This window comes from Catellatospora sp. KI3, assembly GCF_029948125.1.
Lineage (GTDB): Bacteria > Actinomycetota > Actinomycetes > Mycobacteriales > Micromonosporaceae > Catellatospora.
Genome location: NZ_JASAMB010000014.1, coordinates 145,125 through 167,394 on the forward strand (window position 1 = coordinate 145,125; position 22,270 = coordinate 167,394).

Here is a 22,270-nt window from a genome sequence, read left to right on the forward strand (position 1 = left end):
CGTCTCTTTCAGGCGGTGGTCGGGGTGGCGCTGAGCGGGGCGAAGCCGTACGCCTGCTCCAGTGCGGTACGGGCATTGTCGGGCAGGTACGGCCGCATGGCGTCGAATTCACGCGCGCGGCTGAACCGGCTCGACTCCGGGAACCGGGGACGCTGCTCCAGCCAGTTCGCGACGGTCATCGCGGCCAGGTCCCGGTACTGCTCCCGGGTCACCCCGACGCTCTCACCGGTGCGGGTCTCCAGCAGGAACGGCGCCCCGTCGAAGGCGGCGTCGAACAGGCTGACCCGCTTGACGACCCCGAACAGGTGCGCCAGCGTCTCGGCCTCCGCTCCGATCAGCTCCCGCACCACCGGGCGCAGTTCGGCCGGGACGGCACCGGTCGGGAAGATCTCGGTGCCGTACGCGGAGTGGAACAGCCCCGCGTCGCACAGCTGCGGACGCGAGCCCCAGGACAGCAGCAGGTCGTGCACGCCCTGCAGGTGGGCCAGCAGGTCGCCGTCGGAGTGCGCGAGCGCGCCGGCGCCCTGCCGGCTCAGGAAGCCGATCTTCTCGGCGTGGGTGGCGGTGGTCACGGCCGTCCTCAGGCGCTCGGCAGGCTGCTGTACGAGCCGGTCATCGCCACCAGGACCTTGCGCGGGCCCTCGAAGCTCTTGCGCCCGTGCGACATCAGCATGTTGTCGACCATGAGCAGGTCCCCCTCCTGCCACGGCGAGGCCAGCGTCTCGGCGTCGTAGGCGGCGCGGATCGCGGCCAGGTCGTCGTCGGTGATCGGGCTGCCGTCGCCGAGGTAGGCGTTGCGCGGCAGGTCCTCCTCTTTCATGATCTCCAGCAGGGCGAGGCGGGTCGCCTCGTTGATGCTCGAGACGTGGAACAGGTGGGCCTGGTTCATCCACACCTTCTGGCCCGTCTGCGGGTGCACCGACACGGCCTGGCAGGTCTCGGTGGTGCGCAGCGAGTTGCCGTCCAGCCACTCGACCACGATGCCGCGCTCGGCGCAGAAGCGCTCCACGCCCTCGCGGTCCAGGCCGGGGAACGTCTCCTCCCAGGACACGCCGAGGCCGGCCCGGTAGTTGCGCACGTAGCGCACGCCGTGCTGCTCGAACCGGTCCCGCACGTGGGCCGGGATGCGCTCGTAGACGGCGTTGCTGTCGGCCAGCGGGGTCTCGCCGCCGCGCTGGGCCGGGATCGCGGAGTAGAAGTAGATCTTCGTCGGCCAGGTGCTGGTGTAGGCCATCTCGTTGTGCTGCGAGATGACCTCGGTGGCCGGGTACTCCGTCGAGGTGTAGACGTCGCCGACCTTGCTGCGCGGGGTCGACCGGTAGGTGTACTCGGCCATCTCCTGCCCGAACACCCGGACGAACTGCGAGAAGACCGTGGCGTCGGGCACGTCGAAGCCGCGCAGCAGGCAGGCGCCCGCGGTGAGCAGCCGGGCGTCGAGCAGGTCGGCGTTGGCGGCGGCCCAGGCCACCGGGTCCAGGCCCGGCTCGGTCGCCTCGAACAGCGCCACGCGCTCCCAGTCGGGGTAGAGGAACGATTCCTTCACGTTGTCCATGTCTGTCGTCCTTTCCGTACGGATCAGCGGTCGGTGGGGTCGGCGGCGGCCACGAACGAGCGCAGCGCCCCGACCACGAGGTCGGCGAGCCGCTCGATGCCGGCCCGGTCGTTGAGGTTGCGGCTGAACCGGAAGCCCAAATCCAGCCGGCCGTCGAGGATGCGGCCGTTGACCATCAGCCGGTGCATGCGCTGCAGCTTCGGCATCGGCCACAGGTCGTCGATACGCGGCCCGAACAGCGGCGAGTCCTCCTCGACGTGCTCGACCTCGCCCCAGTTGTTGAGCAGGATCGGCGGCTTGCCCAGCGGCGCGATCGCCTGCGCCGCCTGCGGGTGCGCGCCGAGGTAGCGCAGCAGTCCGAAGCCCAGCCCGGCGCGCGGCACGGCCCGCACCTGCTCGGCCACCGACTCCAGCAGCGCCCGCGGCCCGGCCTGCTGCGGCAGGTGCAGCAGCCGCGGCGAGGTCATCGAGAACCGGCCGATGGCCCGGGACAGGTCCAGGTCGTCGCCGCCCAGTTCCCGGCCGCGCCGCACCAGGTCGATGAGGACCGAGCGGTCGCCCGTCCAGTCGGCGTACCCCTGCAGCACCGCGGCGGCCAGCGCGTCGTTCACGGTGATCCCGTAGTCGCGCGGGATGCTGCGGCGCAGGCTGGTCGTCTCCTCGGCGGTGAGGCCGACGAAGAGCATCTCCTCCGACGTCATGCAGTCGTCGCCGCCGACGTGGTCCAGCGGCCAGGCCGGCACCGGCCGCCTGGCCAGCTCCGTCCAGTAGGCGATGTCCGGGGCGAGTGCCGAGGAACGGGCCAGCCGGTCCAGGTTGCGGGCCCAGGCCATGAACGTCGACGTCAGCGGGGGCAGGTCCGGCCGGCGGCCGGCGGCCAGGGCGACGTACGCGGTCTGCAGGTCGTCGACCAGGACGTCCCAGGAGCTGTTGTCCATCAGCTGGTGGTGGACGATGGCCACGACCATGTCCGGCCGCGCCGGGCCGAACTTCACCAGCGCGAAGTGCAGCAGCGGCCCCTGGTTGAAGTCGAGCTTGCGGTGCAGCTGGTGGTCCAGGCGCAGGAACGCGGCCTCCTGGTCGTCCGGGTCCAGCGCGGACAGGTCGACGCTGGTGAACGGGGTGCGCTCCAGCGACTCGCGGACCCGCACCCGGTACCCGCCGCCCTCGTACGGGAAGCAGATGCGCAGCGAGTCGTGGTGTTCGACGACCGCCCGCACCGCCAGCTCCATGGTCTTCGGGTCGGCGGGCTCGCGCGTCTCGAACATAAAGATGTGCGTGTACAGATGCTTGTCGGCGAAGTCGCGCTCCAGGAAGGCCAGGTGCGACGGCACGAACGGCACCACGTCGGGGTCGGCCTGGGGCGCCGCCGGGCCGGTGGCCGCCTCGGCCGGGACCGCGACGGCGGCCAGTTCGGCGATGGTCGGGTTGGCCAGGAACTGCGCCGGGGTGATGGTGATACCGGCCTTGCGGGCCCGGTCCACCACCCGGATCACGTGCAGCGAGTCACCACCCAGCGCGAAGAAGTTGTCCCCCGTACCCACCTTCGCCAGCCGCAGCACCTCCTGCCAGATGACCACCAGCGCGTCCTCGACGCGGCCGCGGTCGGTGGATTCGCCACCTTCGGTGACGGCCACCGCGGCCAGTTCGGCGATCGTCGGGTTGGCCAGGAACTGCGCCGGAGTGATGGTGATACCGGCCTTGCGGGCCCGGTCCACCACCCGGATCACATGCAGCGAGTCACCACCCAGCGCGAAGAAGTCGTCCCCCGTACCCACCTTCGCCAGCCGCAGCACCTCCTGCCAGATGACCACCAGCGCGTCCTCGACGCGGCCGCGCGGGGCCGGCGCCGCGCCCGGCGCGGTGTCCGATCCGGCCGTCGCCAGCGCGGTCCGGTCGACCTTGCCGTTGGGCAGGCGCGGGACCGCGCCGACCGGCACCAGCGTGGGCACCATGTAGTCGGGCAGCTTCTCGCGCAGCGCGGCCCGCACCTGGTCGGTGGTCGTCCCGGCCCGCAGGACGGTGTACGCGACCAGGCGGCGCTCGTCGGCGGCCTCCTCGACGCAGACCACGGCGCACTCGCCGACCCCGGCCACGGCGGACAGGACCGCGGTGACCTCCTCCGGCTCCACCCGGTGGCCACGGATCTTCACCTGGTCGCCGAGGCGGCCAAGGAACTCCACCGTGCCGTCGGGCAGCAGCCGGCCCCGGTCCCCGGTGCGGTAGAGGCGGCCGCCGGACCCGGACGGGTCGTCGATGAAGCGCCGCGCGGTGAGGTCGGGGTCGCCGAGGTAGCCCTGGGCCAGGCCCGCGCCGCCGATCACGATCTCGCCCGGGTGGCCCGGCGGCACCTGGCGCGACTGCTCGTCGAGCAGGTACACGGCGGTGCCGGGGATGGGACGGCCCAGCGGGACGACCGCGCCGCGCCCGACCCGCTGAGCGGGCACGTCGACGGTGGTCACGATGCCGGTGGTCTCGGTCTGGCCGTACATGTTGACCAGGCGCGGGATCGGGCCGGAGGCGGCGCGGACCGCCTCGGGCAGGTCGTAGCGCAGCGGCTCGCTGGCGGTGAGGATGAGCTCGGGGCGCCACCGGTCGCTGCGGGCCAGCGCCGGTTCGACCACGCGCAGGTACGACGGCACCAGGTCGAGCACCTGCACCCCGTGCCGGGCGGCGTACGCCAGCAGCGCGTCCGGCGCGCTGAGCTGGTCGCGGGTGGCGATGACCACCGTGCCGCCCAGCGACAGCGGCACCATGAGCTGGCGCACCGACGACGAGAACGCGAACGAGGCGGTGTGCAGGAAGACCGGCGCCTCGGGCAGGTCCAGCGCGGCCGGCAGCGCGTCGAGGTACGCCGCCAGGCTGCCGTGGGTGACCACGACGCCCTTGGGTAGCCCCTGGGTGCCGGAGGTGAACACCACGTACGCGGGGTCGTCCGGGGACAGGTCCGGTCGCGGGCCCGGCGCGTCGGTCGGCGCGGGCAGGGCGTCGACCAGCACCAGCAGCCCGGTCGGGCCGGTCGGCGCGGTCGCGGCCAGGCTCCGGCCGGTGAGCACCAGCGCGGGCTGCGCGTCCTTCATGATCGCGGCGATGCGGTCGGCGGGGTACGCCGGGTCCAGCGGCACGTAGGCGCCCCCGGCCTCCAGCACCGCCAGCACCGCCACGACCAGGTCCACCCCGCGGTCCAGGTGGATCGCGACCAGCGAGCCCGGGCCGACTCCGTGCGCGGCGAGCAGGCGGGCCACGGCGCTGGAGCGGCGCAGCAGCTCGCCGTAGCTGACCGTGGTCGCGCCGCAGGTGACGGCGGCGGCCTCCGGCTGCCGCCGCGCCTGCTCGGCGAAGCGCTGCGGGAACGTCCGCGCGCCGCCGGGCAGCTCGCCGGTGCGGTCGAGCCCGGCCAGCCGCTCGCGCTCACCGGGCAGCAGCACGTCCAGCTCGAAGACGGGCTGGGCGGGGTCGGCCACCAGGCGCCGCATCAGCTCTTCCAGCCGCGCCATCAGCTGCGCCACCGTGGCCGCGTCGAACAGGTCGGTGCTGAACTCAGCGTGGCCGGCCAGGCCGTCGTCGGTCTCCCACAGGTCGACGAGCAGGTCGAAGCGGGCGGTGCGCTGCTCGCTCTCCAGGATCGACACGGCCAGCCCGCCACCGGGGTCGGCGGTCGCGGCGGGCGCGTTCTGCAGCGCGAACCGGACCTGGAACAGCGGTGAGTGGCTGAGGCTGCGGGTCGGGGCGACGGCGTCGACGACCATCTCGAACGGCACGTCCTGGTGGGCGTACGCCCCGTGGGTGGTCTCGCGCACCCGCCGCAGCACCTCGGTGAAGGTGGGGTCGCCGGAGAGGTCGACCCGCAGGGCCAGGGTGTTGGCGAAGAACCCGACCAGGTTCTCCAGCTCGGTCAGGGTCCGGTTGGCGATCGGGGTGCCGACCGTGATGTCACGCTGCCCGCTGGTCCGGGCCATCAGCACGTCGAACCCGGCCAGCAGCACCATGAACAGCGACACGTTCTCGCGCCGGGCGAGCGCCGAGATCGCCTCGGACAGCTCCCGCGACCAGCGGATGTCGTGGCCCGCGCCGCGGAAGCTCTGCACCGCCGGGCGGGGCCGGTCGGTCGGCAGCTCCAGCGTCGGCACGCCGGCGAGCTGGGCCTTCCAGTAGCCGAGCTGCGTGTCCAGCTCGGCGTCCAGCCACTTGCGCTGCCAGACGGTGTAGTCGAGGTAGGTGTAGGGCAGCGGGGCCAGCGGGTCCGGCTCGCCCTTGGCGAACGCGGTGTAGAGCGTCACCAGCTCGTCCATGACGATCGACAGTGACCAGCCGTCGGAGACGCTGTGGTGCAGCGTCAGCAGGAACGCGTGCGCGTCGGCGGCGACGCGGACCAGGGTGCCGCGCACCAGCGGCCCGGCGGCCAGGTCGAACGGCGTACGCGCCTCGGTGTTCACCAGCTCGTCGAGCAGCTGCTCCGCGTCGGCGACGTACTCCAGGTCGATCACCCGGTAGGGCACCGGCTCCGCCGGGGCGATCTGCTGCACCGGCTCGCCGTCCGGTGCCGGGAAGCTGGTGCGCAGACCCTCGTGGCGGGCCCACAGTGCGGCGAACGCCCGCGCGAACGCGCCGCGGTGGAACTCGCCGTCGAACCGCATCGCGATCGGCACGTTGTAGAAGGTGCTGTCCTCGGCGAGGCGGCTGAGGAAGTAGAGCCGTCCCTGCGCGTACGACAGCGGCACCGGGGCGGTGCGGGGCACCGGTACCAGCCCCGGTCGGGGGGCCCTGCCGCCCAGGGCCTCGATCCGCGCGGCCAGGTCGCCCAGCGAGGTGGCCTCCAGGAACACCGGCAGCGGCAGGTCCATGTCCAGCGCCTTGCGCAGCCGGGCCATGGCCTGCACGGCCAGCAGCGAGTGCCCGCCCAGGGCGATGAAGTTGCTGTCCCGGCCGACCGAGGCGACGCCCAGGACCTCGCACCAGATGGCGGCGATGACCTGCTCCAGCGGGCTGAGCTGGGTGTCGGCGGCGGCGGGGGCCGGGTCGGCGGGCTCCGGGCGGGGCAGCGCGGCGCGGTCGACCTTGCCGCTGGCGGCCAGCGGCAGCTCCGCCAGGATCGCGAACAGGTCCGGCACCATGTACTCGGGCAGGTCCCGGCGCAGCACGTCGCGCAGGTCGGACTCGGCCGGGGGCGCGTCTGCGTCGGCGGCGGTGACGTACGCGACCAGCTTGGCCTCGCCCGGCAGGTCCTTGCGCAGCAGCACCACGGCTTCCCGGACGGGCTCCAGGCGGGCCAGCGCCGCCTCGATCTCCTCCAGCTCGACCCGGTAGCCGCGCACCTTGACCTGGGTGTCGGCGCGGCCGAGGCAGTCGAGTTCCCCGTCGGCGCGCAGACGGACGAGGTCACCGGTGCGGTACATGCGCGCGCCGGGGACGGTCGCGAACGGGTCGGGCAGGAACCGTTCGGCGGTCAGGCCGGGGCGGTTCCAGTAGCCGCGGGCGACGCCGGCCCCGCCGACGTACAGCTCGCCCACCACGCCCCGCGCGACCGGGACGAGGTTCTCGTCGAGGACGTACAGGCTGGTGTTGGCGATGGGGCGGCCGATCGGCACGGTGGCGGACAGGTCGGTGCGGTCGTCCACCTCGTACACGCAGCAGCCGACGACGGTCTCGGTGGGCCCGTACTCGTTGACGACGCGCAGTCCGGGAGCGCGGGTGCGCCAGGCGGCGACGGTGCCGCCGTGCAGCGACTCGCCGCCCACGACGAGGTAGCCGTCCGCCTCGATCGCGGTCGGCGGGATCGACTTGTCCAGCGCGTCCAGGTGCCCGGGGGTCAGCTTGACCAGGCCGAAGGCGGTGTCGTGGCCGAGGGTGCGGGCCAGGGCGTCCAGTTCCTCGCCCTCGGGGACGAGCACCACGGGACGGCCGGCCAGCAGCGGGCAGAACAGGGTGGTGACGGACAGGTCGAACCGCAGCGGCGACACCAGCGGCGCGCCGCCGCCGTCGGCGACGCGGTACGCCGCGACCGCCCAGTCGAGGTAGTTGGCCAGGCCCCGATGGGTGATGACCACGCCCTTGGGCTGACCGGTCGAGCCGGAGGTGTAGATGATGTAGCAGGCGCTGTCCGGGTGCGCCCGGGGCACCGGCGGCAGATCCACCGGCCGGCCGTCGGCGTCGGCGTCGGCGTCGGCGAGCAGGACCCGCGCCGCGCCGGCGGGTACGGCCGCGGCGAGCCCGCTCGCGGTGACGACGGCGTGCACGTCGGCGTCGGCGAGCATGAACGCGATGCGTTCGGCCGGGTCCTTGCTGTCCAGCGGGAGGTAGACCGCACCGGCCTTGAGCACGGCCAGGACCGCGGTGACCAGGTCGACGCCGCGCTCGAGCAGCAGCCCGACGCGGCTCTGCGGGACGACGCCGGCGCGGCGCAGCCGCGCGGCGAGGCGCTCGGCGCGCCGGTCCAGGTCGGCGAAGGTGACGGTGTCCGGGCCGGACACCAGCGCGGTCGCGTCCGGGGTGCGGGCGGCCTGCCGGGCGAACATCTCGTGCGCCCAGACCAGGCCCAGACCCGGGTCTTCGGTGTCGTTCCAGGCCACGACCGTGTCGTGGTGCTCCCGGTCGGACAGCACGCGGCCGTCGCCGATGCGGGTGTCGGGCGCGGCGGTGAGGTCGTCGAGCAGGTTGCCCAGGTGGGCGATGGTCCGTTCGGCGGTGGCGGCGTCGAACAGGTCGGTGGCGTACTCAAGGTAGCCGCTGAGCACGTCGTCAGGGCCGGGCCAGACCTGCAGCTCGAGCTCGAACTGGGAGGTGCCGTTGTGGTGGTCGACGGTCGTGGCGCGCACGTCGCCGAGGTCGACCGTGAGGGCCGGATCCTCCCGCAGCGCGAACAGCACCTGCGCGATCGGGGTATGGCTCAGGTCGCGGACCGGGTCCACGGCCTCGACCACCCGGTCGAACGGCACGTCGCCGCGGGCGATGCCCGCCTGGGTCGTCTCGCGTACCCGGCCGACGAGCTCCCGGAAGGTGGGCGCGCCCGAGGTGTCGACCCGCAGCGCGATCGAGTTGTTGAAGAAGCCGACCATCGTCTCGAACTCGACGCGCGGCCGGTTGCCCACCGGCGTCATCACCGAGACCTCGCGGTGCGAGGAGTAGCGCGACAGCAGCGCCGCGAACCCGGCCAGCAGCACCATGAACGGGGTCGCGCGCTCCTCGCGGGCGAGGTCGCGGACCCGGGGCCAGACGGCCGCGGGCAGGCTGAAGCGATGGCGGGCGCCGCGGAAGCTCTGGCTCGCGGGCCGGGGCCGGTCCAGCGGCAGCTCGAGGACGGGGACGGCGCCGCGCAGGGTGTCGCGCCAGTAGTCGAGGCCGGCGGCGAGCTCCTCCTGCCGCTGCGGGCGGGCCTCCCAGGCGGCGAAGTCGGCGTACTGCAGGGGCAGCGGGGCGAGCGCGGGCGCGGTGCCCGCGTTCGCGGCGCGGTACAGCTCCAGCAGTTCGTCCAGCACGATGCTCATCGACCAGCCGTCGCAGACGCTGTGGTGGACCGTCAGCACGAACACGTGCTCGGCCGCGCCGACGGCGAACAGGCGCACGCGCACGAGCGGGCCCTGCTCCAGTGCGAACGGGCGCGCGGTCTCCGCGCGCAGGGCCGCGTCCAGGTCCAGGCCGGCGGGCAGCGGTTCGGCGGCCAGCTCGACCGGCAGCTCCGCGCGGATGCGCTGCACGGGGGCACCGTCGACGGAGCCGAAGACGGTACGCAGCGCCTCGTGCCGGGCGAACAGCTCGCGCACGGACCGGGCCAGCAGGTCGACGCGCAGGGCGCCGGTCAGCCGCAGGGCGGTGGAGATGTTGTAGACGGTGGTGCCGGGGTTCAGCTGGTCCATGAACCACAGTCGGCGCTGCGCGGCCGACACGGCGAGGTCGCCGGTGCGCGCGACGGCGGCGATCTCGTCGGCCGGGCTCTGGTGGCGGGCGCCGAGCAGCTTCTCGTACAGGGCCCGCTTGGCCGGGGACATCGAGTCCAGGCGGGCCTGGGAGGCCAGTTGCCGGTCCGTCCCCGACCGGCCGGTGTTCGCCGCGGTCATCGTGCGTTCTCCAGGTGGGCGATCAGGCTGAGCGGCCGCATGTCGGTCCAGTTGGCGTTGACGTAGTCGACGCAGGAAGCCCGGTCGGCGGCACCATGGACGACGGTCCAGCCGGCGGGCAGGACCGCGGACTCGGGCCACAGCGAGTGCTGGCCCTCGGCGTTGACCACCACGAAGAAGCGGCCGTTCGGATCGTCGAATGGGTTGGGCATGGTCCTCACTCTTCGCATGGTCCGTTCGCCGCTCTGCCGGCCGGAGGCCGATCGGGCAGCACTGCCTGGGATTCCGGGTCGGCGCTCGGAGGTGACCCGGGTGTTCTCGCCCCGCGGTCCGGCTCCGGCCACGCCTGTTTCCAGGCATGGCCGGACGGCCTCACGGCGCATTCTCACGCGGTTCGGGATGGGCTCCGACCCGCCTGACGTTCCGGTGTCGTGGCAGGCGGACCGACCGCGACGCCCGGTGAAGGTGTACATCAAGGACTTTTGATTGATCTGTGGCGGCGTGGAGGTGGTGGCAGCGCACCGCGCACCCCTACCGCCGGGGCATCATCGCTTGACCGAACTTCTGGCCAGCACAAACACCGGCTAACTCACCCGCCCGAACCCCCGTTTTGGATCTTCCAGTCCGAGGACTGGGACGCAAGCAAGCCAAAGGAAACCATTGTGGACTGTACGTGTCAACCCTGTTGCGGAGCCTGTCGTTGATTACTCAAATTCGAGGATCATCACTTGATATAGGGTTGACAGATCGCTAGATCATCCCCCGCACGCGTCCCCGCCGCGCCATGCGCCTGGCACGAAAATGCACGACCACCTGCAAATATGGCTCAGCGTGTTCATATCGACACGTTGCACGAGCAAACATTAAATCGACTATCATCGCTCTATCGATCCCGCCCCGCCAGTTCGTTGCGCGGTTATTAAATCGTATTATCGATATGCATTGAATTGACTGTCACCACTTCATTGTCGGGATCCACTTCGGATGACGTGGCGACACGCCCGCACCTCCGGACGGCCCCTCCCGCGAAAGGCGGAGAACGTGCTGTTCAGAGCGGCGGGAATCTAACGCATGGAGATCAACTAGGTGATGATTGTCACGTGCCACCGCAGGCAACCGACCGGGCGCTCAGGAGCATCGCAGCCAGGCCGTCCCGTCGGGCGGATGATCCGGCCGGGCGCCCGGCCCTGCATGCCGCCGGGCGCGAGCGCGCAATAGTGTGGCCGGGCGACCGGCATCCCACCCATCGGAGGCGCGCACATGACCGAGGCCGCCGTCCACCTCGCCACGGCCCCGGCACAGCTGCCTCCCGCCTGGGACGGGCTCACCGGGCCGGACGACGTGTTCCTGACCCGGCGCTGGCTGCGGGTGGTCGAGGCGGTGCACGCCACCGCGCCGCGCTACCTGTGGTGCGAGCGCGACGGCCGGATCACCGCGGGCCTGGCCGCCATCGTGGCCGACGCGTACGCCCCCTGGGTCATGGGCCGGCCGGACGCCATCGTCGCCGGTAGCGCCCGGGCGGGGCGGCCCGGGGCGCAGACGCTGCTGGCCCGCCTCGGCGGCGACCCGGCCGTGCTGCTGCCCAGCCTGGCCCTGGGCGGCCGCCACATTGGCCACACCCGGGTGCTGCACGACGGCACCGACCCGGTCGGCGACACCAGGCTGCTGCTCGCCGCCGCCGCGAGGCTCGCCCGCGAGGCGGGATGCGCGTCCATGGCGGTGCCGTACCTGGACGAGACCGACGAAGCCCTCAGCGCGCACCTGGCGGCGGACGGATGGTCTTCCTGCCAGGTCGGCCGCTACCACCGGCTGTCCGTGCCCCCCACAGGCATGCCGGGCTACCTGGCTCGGCTGACGTCCAGGCGGCGGAGCAGCGTCGCGGCCGAGCGCCGGCGCGTGGCCGCGGCCGGGGTGCGGATCGAGCGGACCACGGTGGCCGGACTGCCGGACCTGGCCGCGGCAGCCCGGCTGGAGGTGGGGCTGCTCGACCGGTACGGCATCGAGTGGCCGGTCGAGCGGGCGGTGTCGATCCTGTCGGTGGTGGGCGAGCAGTTCGGCGGCGACGCGGTCGTGCTCGCCGCGTACGCCGGGTCCGCTCTGGTCGGGTTCACGCTGGTGCTGGCGTACGGCGACCAGTGGTATGCCAGGCAGGCCGGGTTCGACTACTCGTTCCAGCGCACTCACCGCGCGCCCCTCTACTTCGAGCTGTGCTACTACCGGATGCTGGAGCTGGCGGCGGAGGCGGGCGTCCGTACCATCCACTACGGACTCGGCAGCGAGGACGCCAAGATGTGGCGCGGCTGCGTCTCGACCGAGCAGCGCTGCTGGGTGGGGCCGGTGCCCGCGGCCGAGCCCGGAGAGGGCGGTGCGCGGTGACCGGCGTGCTGGCGATGGTGGAGACGAGCCTGGCCCGCTTCGGCCTGACGCCGGTGCTCGCGGCGCACCGGCTCGGCCTGGAGGTGGTGCTGCTGAGCTCGTCCGCGCAGCGGTATCTCGGCTACGGACCCGCGCGCCAGGTGTTCGACGAGTGCGGCGTGGAGGTCCGGCCGGTCGACACCGCCGACGTGGACGCGGTGCTCGACGCGCTCGCGGACCTGCGGCCCCGGCTGCGCGGGGTGCTGTCGGTGACCGACTACAACGTGCACGTCGCGGCCGCCGCCGCGCGGCGACTGGGGCTGCCCGGCCTGTCGCCGCACGCCGCGGCGGCGGCGCGGGACAAGTCCGCCGCGCGCCGGGAGTGCGTCCGGGCCGGGGTGGCGGTGCCGGGGCACGCGTGGGTGCGTACCGAGGCGCAGGTGCGGATCGCGGTCGAGGAGGTCGGGCTGCCGTGCGTGGTCAAGCCGCTGACCGAGTCGGGCAGCGTCGGGGTGGTGCTGTGCCGGACCCTGGCGCAGGCGGTGGCCGCCTGGCGGGCCGTCGACGCCGTGCGCACCGACTACCGGGGGCGGCCCAGACCGCCGGGTGCGCTGGTCGAGGAGTACCTGCTGGGGTACGAGTGCAGCGTCGAGACGGTCGCCGACGACGCCGGACGGCACGTCGTCGGGGTGACCGACAAGCTGCTCGGCGCGCACCCGCACTTCGTCGAGGTCGGGCAGAACTTCCCGTCGGTACTGCCGGAGGCGGTGCGCGCGGACTGCGTGGCGCTGGCGCACGCGGCGCTGGACGCGGTCGGGCACGACTTCGGCGCGGCGCACGTGGAGATGCGGGTCACCGACGAGGGGCCGCGCCTGGTCGAGATCAACCCGCGGCTGCCGGGCGGCATGATCACCGATCTGGTACGGCACAGCCTCGGCGTCGACCTGGTCGCCGCCGTCGTCGCCCTGCACACCGGACAGCCCGCCGACCTGGCCCCGACCCGGGCGGCCGGGGCCGCCGAACGGCAGCTGGTCTCCCCCGCCGACGGGGTGCTGCGCGCGGTGCACGGCGCCGACCTGGCCCGCCGCGTGCCCGGGGTCGTCGAGCTGGAGCTGGAGGCCGAGCCCGGCGAGCGGATCAGCGCGGCCCGCAGCAATGTGGACTACCTCGGGCACCTGCTGGCCGTCGGCGGCAGCGCGGGCGAGGCGGCCAGGCGCGCCGACACCGCGCTGGGGCAGCTCGTGGTCGAGGTGGACCGGCGGTGACCGCCGTCGCGGCGAAGGACTGGGTGCCCCGGGGGCCCGGCGTGGTCCGGTTCGGGCTGGCCGGGTTCGTCAACGCGGTGGGTACGGGCGTGTTCTACCCGTACGCGCTGATCATCCTGACCGCGCTCACCCGGCTGCCGCTGGCGGCCGTCGGCGCCGGCCTGACCGTGACCGCGCTGGCCGCACTGCCGCTGCTCGGACCGGTCGGGCGGCTGGTCGACCGGTGGGGCCCGCGCCGGGTGTACGTCGCGGCCGGGCTGGCCCGCACCGCCGCCTACGCCGGGTACGTGCTGCTGCCCGGCCTGGTGCCGTTCCTGGCCTGCAGCCTCGTGGTGGCGCTGGCCAACCGGGCCGAGCAGATCAGCACCCCGCTGCTGGCGGCCGGGCTGGCCCCGGCCGGGGGCAGGGACCGGTGGCTGGCGCTGAGCCGGGTGGTGTTCAACGCCGGGGTGGCGCTCGGCGTGCTCGCGGGCAGCCTGGCCGTCGGCGCGGGCGCGCGCGGCGCGATGCTGCTGGCCTGGGGTAACGCGCTGAGCTTCGCCGCCGCGGCGGTGCTGGTCTGGACGCTGCCCCGGGTGGCGGCCGAGCCGCGCACGTCGGCCCGGCCCCGGCGGCCGTGGCGCGACCGGCCGTTCCTCGCCGTGAGCGCGGTCGTGACGGTGCTGTGGTTCACCGCGCTGGCGGTGGAGGCGGCGCTGCCGGTGGTGCTGATCGAGCGCCTGGCGCTGCCGCCCTGGCTGGTCGGCGCGCTGTTCGGGCTGAACACGGTGCTGCTGGCGGCGCTGCAGCTGCCGCTGAGCGCGCGGGTCGAGCGGTGGGCGCCCCGCCGGGTGCTCGCGGTCGGGGCGCTGCTGCACGCCGCGCTGCCGCTGGGACTGCTCGCGGTGTCGGCCTCGGCACCCGGCACGGTGGCGGCCGCGCTGGTGCTGGCGGTGGCGATGACCGCGTACACGCTGGGTGAGCTGCTCGGCTCGCAGGCGGGCCTGGTGCTGCTGGTGCGGCTGGCCCCGGCGGAGGCGGGCGGCTCCTATCTGGCCGGCCACCAGCTGCTGATCGGTGCCGCGTCGGCGTTGACTCCGGCCCTGGTGACGGCCCTGCTGGCCGCCCCCGCCGCGCTGTGGTGGGGGTTGGTGGCGGTGACCGTCGCGGCGGCCGCGACGGCGGCGCCGATCGGTGTCGCGGCCGCGGCCCGGCGGGCCGGTAAGGTCAACGCGCAGTGATCTGAGTAAGGGAAAGGCGCAGCATGGACAGCACGCCGGAGCTTCGCGGCTTCCGTATCCACACCGCCAACGTCGGGCTCAAGGACGAGTCCGACGACTTCACGGTGATCGCGTCCGAGGTGCCCGCGGTGTGCGCGGGCGTGTTCACGCAGTCGCGCTTCGCCGGGCCCAGTGTGGTGCTCAGCCGGGAGAGCGTGGCCGACGGCGCCGCGCGGGCGATCGTGGTGCTGTCGCGCAACGCCAACGTGGCCACCGGCAAGCAGGGCCTGGACAACGCCCGCGAGGTGCGCGGCGCCGTGGCCGGCCTCCTCGGGGTCCCCGAGACCGACGTCGTCATCGCCTCCACGGGCGTCATCGGCCGCCAGTACCCGATGCCGGAGATCAGGTCCCGGATGGGCACGATGAGCTGGCCGTTCCCGGGCGCGGACTTCGCCGCGGCGGCGCGGGCGATCATGACCACGGACACGCACCCGAAGCTGTTGTCGGCCCGCTGCGGCGAGGCGACGGTGGTCGGCATCGCCAAGGGCGTCGGCATGATCGAGCCGAACATGGCCACCCTGCTGACGTTCTTCTGCACCGACGCGCAGCTGGAGCAGCCGGTGCTGGACCAGGTGTTCCGGCGGGTGATGGCGCGCACCTTCAACGCCGTCAGCATCGACACCGACACCTCGACCAGCGACACGGCGGTGGTGCTGGCCAACGGGCTGGCCGGGCCGGTCGACCTGGACTCGTTCGAGGCCGCGCTGCACGAGGTGGCGCTGGGGCTGGTGCGCCAGATCGTCAAGGACGGCGAGGGCGCCAGCAAGCTGATCGAGGTACGGGTCACCGGGGCCCGCGACGACGCCCAGGCCAAGCGGGTCGGCAAGACCGTGGTGAACTCGCCGCTGGTGAAGACGGCGGTGCACGGCGCCGACCCGAACTGGGGCCGGGTCGCGATGGCGATCGGCAAGTGCGAGGACGACCTGGACATCGTGCCCGACAACTGCACCATCGGCTTCGGCGACGAGGAGCTGTACCCGGCCGAGGCGGGCGAGCAGGAGCTGGAGCAGCTGCGCGGCTACCTGCGCGGCGACGAGATCGTGATCACGATCGACCTGGGCATCGGCGGCGGCGCGTTCACGGTGTACGGCTGCGACCTGTCCGAAGGCTACATCCGCATCAACGCCGACTACACCACCTGAGCCGTCGGCAGACCAGCTGACCAGGCCCGCAGCAGCGCGCCCCGGACGGCGGCGGTCTGCGCCTGGGCCAGGAAGAACGAGGCCGCCCGGGTCAGCCGGGCGGCCTCGTGCGCGTCGTGGAGTCCGGCGCTGCCCGCCGCGACGGCGGCCGCCCCGGCGGCGGTCTGCAGCAGCGCGGTCGCCTGCCCGCGCAGCTCGAGCCGCCGGGCCGGGTCGCCGTTCGCGTCGGCCAGCGCGTAGGCCTCGCCGCGTACGCCGTCGAGGCGGCCGCGCAGGCGCTCGGCGAGTTCGGCGGCGTCGTCGAGGCGGTCGGCGGCTGATTCCAGCAGCGCCAGCGCGGCCGACGCGACGCCGAACACGCCTGGCGGGGTGTCCAGGACGCGGGCGCGGCTCCAGTCGCGCCACTGCCCGACGGTGCCGACGGCAGCCACGTCCAGGTGCGGCACGGCCAGGTCGGTGCAGGTGAGGCTGACCGTGCCGGTGCCCTCCAGGGCCGCCAGCCGCAGCGGCGGTCCGGCCCGCAGGCCGGGCAGGCTGCGGGCGGGCACGAAGGCGGCGACGACCTGCTGGCGGTCGTCGACGGCCAGCAGCAGCGCCACGTCGGTGACGCCCCAGCCGGTGTAGAAGGGGGCGGTGCCGTCGAGGATCCAGCCGGTCGCGCCGGCGCGGGCCGCCAGCGGCCGGGCGGGCAGGCGGGCCAGCTGCGCCGACGCGATCCCGGCCAGCCGGGTGCGGTCGGCGCCGCGCAGCCGGTAGGGCAGCTGCGCGCCGGGGCCCGACAGCAGGTCGAGCACGGTCTGGTGCTGGGCGTGCACGAACCAGGTGACCGGGCAGGCCGCCGCCAGCAGCTCCTGGACGGCGCGGACGGTCGCGGCGGGGGTGTCGACGGTCAGGTCGAGCAGCCCGGCCCGGGCCAGTTCGTCCACGTGCGAGGCCGGCACGCCGTGCCGGTCGACGTGCGCGGCCGCCGGGCGCAGCACTCGGGCTGCCAGTTCTGCCGCGGCGCCGACGGACTCCGGCTGGCTGGGGTGGGGCATCGGCCGTACGTCTCCCGGTCCGCTGGTTCGGCGACAGCTGCCTTGACGGTCCAATATGCCGCGACTTAATCTTGGCACCGGCCGTTAACATAGGTCGATGCGCCTCTGTTCGCGCATATGGATGCGTTGGCGCGCAACAGATCCGGGACAGAGCGGTCCTTCCCCGATTGATGTCAGCACGACCTGGCACATCGTATCCGAGCACGATCCGGCTACTGCGGAAGGCCAACTCATGGGGGACACCGCCGCGTCGACCGCGACCATGACCGCTGAGATCCTCACCGGTCGCATCGCGCTGGTCGAGTTCAGCGCCGCGCACGAGCAGAATCCGTTCAGCCGCGCCCGGATGCGCGAGCTGCGCCAGACGGTGCTCGACCTGGCCGCCGACCCCGACGTCGGCGCCATCGTGCTCTACGGCGGCGAGAACCGCTCCTTCGGCGCGGGCGGCGACTTCCACGAGGTCTCGGAGTTCACCGGCGGCGACGAGGTCGACGCGTGGATCGATGACATCACCGACCTGTACACGAGCCTGGCGTCGGTGCCGACGCCGATCGTGGCGGCCGTCGACGGGTTCGCCATCGGCATCGGCCTGCAGATCGCGCTGTGCTGCGACTACCGCATCGGCAGCGAACGCAGCCACCTGGTCATGCCGGAGTTCCAGCTCGGCATCGCCTGCAACTTCGGCGGGTTCATGCTGGAGACGGTCGCCGGGCGCGGCGTGATGCAGGCGATGCTGTTCACCTGCGCGCGATGGGACGCCCGGCGGTCGCTGGCCGACCGGCTGCTGCACGAGGTGCACGCCCCGGCGCGGGTGCTGCCGCGGGCGCTGGAGCTGGCCCGGACCATCGCCGGGTACACCACCGCCGCGGTGCAGTCGACGCGGCCGCGGATCAACGGCCCGTTCGTGGCCGGGCTGGAGCGGGTGCGCGCCGAGGGCAAGCTGGCGCACCGGCGGGCGTTCGCGGCGGGCGAGGCGCAGCAGCGGATGCGGCGCGTCATCGGGCGGCAGCCGTGACCCACGCCTGGTTCCTGGCCGCGACGGCCCCGGTCCCGCCGCTGGCGGCGGCCCTGGTGGGCGGCGACGAGGCCCCGTACGTGTACGGCACCCGCCCCGAGCTGCGCGACGGCTCGTCCTGGCGGGCCGGGCCGACCGAGCGCACCGGGGTCGAGGTCGACGCCGACGGCTTCACCGCCACCGCCTCCCCGCTCAACGAGATCCCGCTCTACCTGGTCAATGATCGGTTCCACGGCCGGGTGCTGGTCTGCAGCGACGTGTTCGTGGCCGGGTCGGCCGCCGCCGCGTGGGGCCTGCCCCAGGCCACCGGCGACCGGGCCGCGATCCACCGGGAGGGCAGCACCGCGCTGCACGGCGTGCGGCGGCTGGCACCGGGGTCGGTGACCCGGGTGCGCCGCCTCGGCTCCGGCTGGGCCGTCGACAGCTCCGATCAGGCCGACCCGCTCGACGCGGCGCTGGCGCCGACGCTGACCGACCCGGTCGCGGCCGGGGACGCGTTCGTGTCCGCGCTGGCCGACGCGGTGCGGGTGTACACCGACCCGGGCGCGCCGGTGGCCACGATGCTGTCGGAGGGCATCGACTCCGGGGCGGTGACCACGCTGGCGCACCGCGCCGGGCTGCGGGTCACCGCGTACAGCGCGGGCACGCCGTGGGGGGACGAGTACGCGGGCGCGGCCGAGCTGGCCGGGCATCTGGGCATCGCGCACCGGCGGATCGACCTGACCGCCGCCGAGCTGATCGGGGCGGTGCCGGAGGTGATCCGGGTGCTGGGCCACGCCCATCCGGAGAAGGTCGACATCGCGGTGACCGCGGTGGCGCTGCTGCGCCGGGGGGCGGTGGTGGAGCCGCAGGTGCTCACCGGGTACGGCAGCGACCTGCTGAACCTGGGGCTGCCGGTGTCGACCCGCGACCCGGCCGAGCTGATCGGGATCATCCGCGAGGGCATCGACGACACCCGGTACAGCGGGGAGCTGACCACGGTGTTCGCGACCGCGCGGGGCAAGCGGCTGCTGCACCCGTACTGGCATCCCGACGTGGTCGCCACCGCGCTGGCGGTGCACCCGCACTGCAAGGTGGACGGCGGGCGGGAGAAGGCGTACTTCCGGGCGGCGATGGCCCGGCAGCTGCCCGAGCCGATCGCGTGGCGGCGCAAGGTGGCCGTGCACCACGGCGGCGGCCTGCAGCGCGGGCTCAACGCCTGCTTCGGCGGGGCGCAGGCCAAGGCCGAGGCCTACCTGGACTGCTTCGACACGGTCGCCGCGCGGGTGCGGATCGACCCGCTGGGCGCCGACCACTCCGACGCGGTGGCGCGGCTGCTGGCGCGCGCGCCCGGCATGCCGCGGAGCTGACGTGTGCACGGTCGCGCTGCGGTACGCGCCCGGCACCCGCTGGCCGGTGCTGCTGCTGGCGGTCCGGGACGAGTTCACCGATCGGCCCTGGCTGCCCCCGGCCGCCCACTGGCCGGGATCGCCGCTGCTCGGCGGCCTGGATCTGGAGTCCGGCGGCACCTGGCTCGCGGTCGACCCGGTCACGACCGGTGCGGCGGTCGTGGTCAACGCGGCGCCCGCCTCGACCGGCGGCACGCTCAGCCGCGGTGAGCTGCCGTTACGGCTGCTGTCCGAGCCCGGCGGGCTGTCGGCCGCCTGGGTGCGGCAGGTGCGCGCCGGCTTCCACGCCCTGCGGGTGCGGCCCGAGGCGCTGACCGTGTGGAGCTGGGCCGGCAGCGCACTGCAGCGGGTCGAGGTCGGGGCGGGACGGCACGTGCTGCTGTACCCGGGGCTCGACGACCCCGACCACCCCCGCGCCCGGACCGCTTCGGACTGGCTGGACAGCCTGCCCGAGCCGGACCCGCGACCCGGCCTGGCACCGGCGGCCGCGTGGGGCGCCTGGGCGCGGCCGCCGCGCGACCTGATCATCGACACCGAGCACGGCGGCCGCCGCTACGCCTCCACCTCGGCGGCGCTGGTCGCCCTCGGCGCCGACGGGCTGCTGCGCTACGACTTCACCGCCGACCCCACCGACCCCGGCTCGTGGACGCCGGTCGGCACCGTCCCGCCGCCCGCGAAGGGGGCTGCCGCATGACCGACCTCCAGGTGCCCGTATGGCTCGGCGACCAGGCCCTGACCACCTCGACCAGCCGTGCCCTGACCGGCGCGGACGGGTCGGTGGTCGCCCGGGTGTCGGTCGCGGGCCGTCTGGTCCAGCAGCAGATGGCGCAGCGGGCCGCCCGGGCCGCCCCGGCGCTGCGCGAGATCGACGAGCGGACCTGGTTCGACCTGTTCGCCAGGGCCGGGGCCCGGGTGCGGCGCGAGCTGGCCGACGGCCGCCACGACCGCGAGCTGGACGCCCTGTCGGCGGCGACGGGCCTGCCCCGGCTGCGGGTGGAGCGGGGCGTCGCGGCCGTCGCCGACCACCTGGGACACCTGGACTCGATCATGGCCGCCCAGTCTCCGGACGGGAGCCTGTCGGCGTACCGCGACGGGCGGTGCGGCCGACCGTGGCGGTGGCTGCCCGCCGGGAGCACCTGCATGGTGCGGGTGCCCGCGAACTTCCCCACCATCATGATCGAGTGGTTGCAGGTGCTGGCCGCGCGGCGGCCGACCCTGGTGAACACCTCCGATCAGGACCCCTTCGTGGCCGGGATGTTCGTGGCCGCGCTGTACGCCGAGGGCCTGCCGCCCGGCGCCGTCTCGGTGTGCCACGGCGACGCCCCGACCTGGCTGCGCCTGGCCGACCAGGTGGTGTGGCCGGGCGAGGACGCCCCGCCGGAGCTGTCCCCCGCCCGGTTGAAGACCTACCACTTCGGCCGGAGCAAGACCGTGCTGCCCGGCGGCGCCCCCGCGCCCGGCACCTGGGACCGGCTGGCCCGGCTGGCGTTCCAGGGCTCGGGGCGGCTGTGCACCAACATGAGCGCCCTGGCCGTGCTCGGCGACCGGGCCGAGGCGGCGGCGGCCGCGCGGCGGCTCGCCGAGGCGTTCGCGGCGTACCCGGTGCTGCCGCTGGCCGACCCGGCCGCGCGGGTGCCCGCGTTCCCGCAGCGCAGGCTCGCCGACGACCTGGTCCGGCTGCTGCGCCGCGAGATCGCCGCCGGGGCCGTGGACGCGACGGCCGCCACGAGCCTGGGCCGTGACCTGCTGGTCGAGTTCGACGGCATGGTGTTCCTGCGCCCGACCGTGCTGCTGGTCGAGCCGGGCTCGGCCCTGTTCGGGATGGAGCTGCCGTTCCCGTGCACGGTGGTGGCGCCGGTGGCCCGCGAGCGCGTGGCCGCCGCGTGCAGCCCGTCGCTGATCGTGTCCGTGGTCGGCGACGACCCGGAGCTGGTCGAGCACCTGCTGGCCGAGCCGGGCATCACCAAGGTCTTCACCGGCGGGCACGTCGACCGGGCCTACGAGCCGGTCGATCCGCAGGAGGGCTACCTGGCCGACTTCCTGTTCCAGAAGAAGGCGCTGCACACCGGCGCGCGACACCCCGAGGAGGCCCAGTGCCGCCGTCCACCGGACTCAGGCCGGTGACCGACGACGACGTCGTCCGGATCATCCGCCGCCACCTGCACCCCGACACCGGCTCGCCGTACTGGCGCGACCGCGACGCCGCGCTGGGCTCGGCGGCGTACGAGAAGGTCGGCGGCTTCGCCGACGCGCAGGCGCTGGTGGGCCTGCGCGACGAGGAAGACCAGCTGGCCTACGAGGAGGCGACCCGGCGCCGCCCGGTCGAGGACTTCATCCCCGCCGACGTCGTCGCGGGCGAGCGGTTCCTGTGGGCGTCGCAGACCGGCGGCACCACCGGCCTGCCCAAGCACGGCACGTGGGGGTCGACGTACTGGAAGCAGGTGCGGGAGTTCTCGCACGCGTTCATGGACCGGTACGGCGTGCCCCGCGGCGAGAACTGGCTGTTCGTCGGCCCGATGGGGCCCCACACCACGGGGCGGCTCATCGTCGACTTCGCCGAGAGCCGGGGCGGGCGCTGCTTCTCCATCGACCTCGACCCCCGGATCGTCAAGATCTACGGGGAGGAGGGCATGACCGCCGCCTCGGACCGGTACGTGCGCCACCTCTGGGACCAGATCGAGGCGATCGTGGTCAGCCAGCGGATCGGGGTCATGTTCTGCACCTCGCGGCTGCTGGAGATGCTGCCGGAGTACCTGGACCCGTGCCTGTTCGCCGGGGTGCGGGCGATCGTGCACGCGGGCACCACGATGGAGCCGGAGACCAACCGGCTGCTGCGCGAGTCGGTGTTCCCGGGCGTGCCGGTGATCGGGGTGTACGGCACGTCCACCACCGGGATCAGCTGGCAGAAGCCGTTCGAGGACGCCGACGACCACCGCGTCGTCTACATCCCCTGCTCGCCGTACGTGCTGCTGGACCTGGTCGACGACGAGGGCGCGCCGGTGCCGTTCGGCGACGAGGGCCGGGTGCGGGTGTGGCGGCTCACCGACGACCAGCTCATCCCCGGGTTCCTGGAGCGCGACCGGGGCCGCCGGGTGCGGCCCTACGGCGAGGCGGCCGAGGAGTTCCCGTGGCCGTGGCTGGGCGATCCGTACAGCCCCGAGTTCACGCAGCTGGGCCGGGTAGAAGGCGTCTACTGAGGAGGC

At 74.0% G+C, this 22,270-nt stretch carries 14 protein-coding genes; 9 read left to right on the forward strand and 5 right to left on the reverse strand.

Annotation, left to right across the window (positions count from 1 at the left end; genetic code table 11):
* Window positions 1–8 precede the first annotated feature (8 nt).
* From QEZ54_RS22380 to QEZ54_RS22395, 4 genes are read right to left on the reverse strand one after another with little or no spacing between them, the layout of a single operon-like run.
* The gene (locus QEZ54_RS22380; protein WP_281306647.1) at window positions 9–572 is read right to left on the reverse strand and encodes a DUF6817 domain-containing protein; all 564 of its coding nucleotides are present in this window, start codon (window positions 570–572) and stop codon (window positions 9–11) included.
* A gap of 8 nt (window positions 573–580) precedes the next feature.
* Window positions 581–1,552 carry a TauD/TfdA family dioxygenase gene (locus QEZ54_RS22385; protein ID WP_281306648.1) on the reverse strand — a complete coding sequence of 324 codons (972 nt, stop codon included), beginning with the start codon at window positions 1,550–1,552 and terminating at the stop codon, window positions 581–583.
* 23 nt (window positions 1,553–1,575) lie between these two features.
* The gene (locus tag QEZ54_RS22390; RefSeq protein ID WP_281306649.1) at window positions 1,576–9,606 is read right to left on the reverse strand and encodes a non-ribosomal peptide synthetase; all 8,031 of its coding nucleotides are present in this window, start codon (window positions 9,604–9,606) and stop codon (window positions 1,576–1,578) included.
* Complete coding sequence (locus tag QEZ54_RS22395; protein WP_281306650.1) at window positions 9,603–9,818, reverse strand: MbtH family protein; 216 nt, start codon at window positions 9,816–9,818, stop codon at window positions 9,603–9,605. The genes QEZ54_RS22390 and QEZ54_RS22395 overlap by 4 nt, the downstream gene beginning before the upstream one ends.
* Window positions 9,819–10,866: 1,048 nt before the next feature.
* On the opposite strand from QEZ54_RS22395, the gene QEZ54_RS22400 reads away from it, so the two are divergent.
* The 4 genes from QEZ54_RS22400 to argJ are packed head-to-tail and all read left to right on the forward strand — an operon-like array spanning window position 10,867 to window position 15,627.
* On the forward strand, window positions 10,867–11,982 hold the full coding sequence (locus tag QEZ54_RS22400) for a GNAT family N-acetyltransferase (protein WP_281306651.1): 1,116 nt from the start codon (window positions 10,867–10,869) through the stop codon (window positions 11,980–11,982).
* A complete protein-coding gene (locus tag QEZ54_RS22405; protein ID WP_281306652.1) occupies window positions 11,979–13,226 on the forward strand; it encodes an ATP-grasp domain-containing protein in 1,248 nt (415 codons plus the stop codon). Before QEZ54_RS22400 ends, QEZ54_RS22405 begins: the two co-directional genes overlap by 4 nt.
* The gene (locus tag QEZ54_RS22410) at window positions 13,223–14,446 is read left to right on the forward strand and encodes an MFS transporter (RefSeq protein ID WP_281306653.1); all 1,224 of its coding nucleotides are present in this window, start codon (window positions 13,223–13,225) and stop codon (window positions 14,444–14,446) included. Before QEZ54_RS22405 ends, QEZ54_RS22410 begins: the two co-directional genes overlap by 4 nt.
* 23 nt (window positions 14,447–14,469) lie before the next feature.
* Window positions 14,470–15,627 (forward strand): bifunctional glutamate N-acetyltransferase/amino-acid acetyltransferase ArgJ, encoded by a 1,158-nt coding sequence (gene argJ / locus QEZ54_RS22415; RefSeq protein ID WP_281306654.1) that lies wholly within the window; start codon window positions 14,470–14,472, stop codon window positions 15,625–15,627.
* Here argJ and QEZ54_RS22420 read toward each other — a convergent pair.
* On the reverse strand, window positions 15,615–16,664 hold the full coding sequence (locus tag QEZ54_RS22420; RefSeq protein ID WP_281306655.1) for an acyl-CoA dehydrogenase family protein: 1,050 nt from the start codon (window positions 16,662–16,664) through the stop codon (window positions 15,615–15,617). The genes argJ and QEZ54_RS22420 overlap by 13 nt on opposite strands.
* A gap of 232 nt (window positions 16,665–16,896) precedes the next feature.
* On the opposite strand from QEZ54_RS22420, the gene QEZ54_RS22425 reads away from it, so the two are divergent.
* The 5 genes from QEZ54_RS22425 to QEZ54_RS22445 are packed head-to-tail and all read left to right on the forward strand — an operon-like array spanning window position 16,897 to window position 22,264.
* Window positions 16,897–17,679, forward strand: a complete 783-nt coding sequence (locus QEZ54_RS22425) for an enoyl-CoA hydratase/isomerase family protein (RefSeq protein ID WP_281306656.1) — start codon at window positions 16,897–16,899, stop codon at window positions 17,677–17,679.
* Window positions 17,676–19,028: an asparagine synthase-related protein gene (locus QEZ54_RS22430; protein WP_281306657.1), complete on the forward strand. Its 1,353-nt coding sequence runs from the start codon at window positions 17,676–17,678 to the stop codon at window positions 19,026–19,028. Before QEZ54_RS22425 ends, QEZ54_RS22430 begins: the two co-directional genes overlap by 4 nt.
* A gap of 1 nt (window position 19,029) precedes the next feature.
* Entirely contained in the window at window positions 19,030–19,761 is a 732-nt protein-coding gene (locus QEZ54_RS22435) for an NRDE family protein (RefSeq protein ID WP_281306658.1), read from the forward strand.
* Entirely contained in the window at window positions 19,758–21,191 is a 1,434-nt protein-coding gene (locus QEZ54_RS22440; protein WP_281306659.1) for a hypothetical protein, read from the forward strand. The genes QEZ54_RS22435 and QEZ54_RS22440 overlap by 4 nt, the downstream gene beginning before the upstream one ends.
* Window positions 21,188–22,264 carry a hypothetical protein gene (locus QEZ54_RS22445; protein WP_281306660.1) on the forward strand — a complete coding sequence of 359 codons (1,077 nt, stop codon included), beginning with the start codon at window positions 21,188–21,190 and terminating at the stop codon, window positions 22,262–22,264. The genes QEZ54_RS22440 and QEZ54_RS22445 overlap by 4 nt, the downstream gene beginning before the upstream one ends.
* The last annotated feature ends 6 nt before the right edge of the window (window positions 22,265–22,270 follow it).

Coding starts and splice junctions, on each gene's coding strand:
- QEZ54_RS22395 (WP_281306650.1), bottom strand. CDS start 9,818: ATGCCCAACCCATTCGACGATCCGAACGGCCGCTTCTTCGTGGTGGTC.
- QEZ54_RS22425 (WP_281306656.1), top strand. CDS start 16,897: ATGGGGGACACCGCCGCGTCGACCGCGACCATGACCGCTGAGATCCTC.
- QEZ54_RS22390 (WP_281306649.1), bottom strand. CDS start 9,606: ATGACCGCGGCGAACACCGGCCGGTCGGGGACGGACCGGCAACTGGCC.
- argJ (WP_281306654.1), top strand. CDS start 14,470: ATGGACAGCACGCCGGAGCTTCGCGGCTTCCGTATCCACACCGCCAAC.
- QEZ54_RS22385 (WP_281306648.1), bottom strand. CDS start 1,552: ATGGACAACGTGAAGGAATCGTTCCTCTACCCCGACTGGGAGCGCGTG.
- QEZ54_RS22420 (WP_281306655.1), bottom strand. CDS start 16,664: ATGCCCCACCCCAGCCAGCCGGAGTCCGTCGGCGCCGCGGCAGAACTG.
- QEZ54_RS22400 (WP_281306651.1), top strand. CDS start 10,867: ATGACCGAGGCCGCCGTCCACCTCGCCACGGCCCCGGCACAGCTGCCT.
- QEZ54_RS22440 (WP_281306659.1), top strand. CDS start 19,758: ATGACCGACCTCCAGGTGCCCGTATGGCTCGGCGACCAGGCCCTGACC.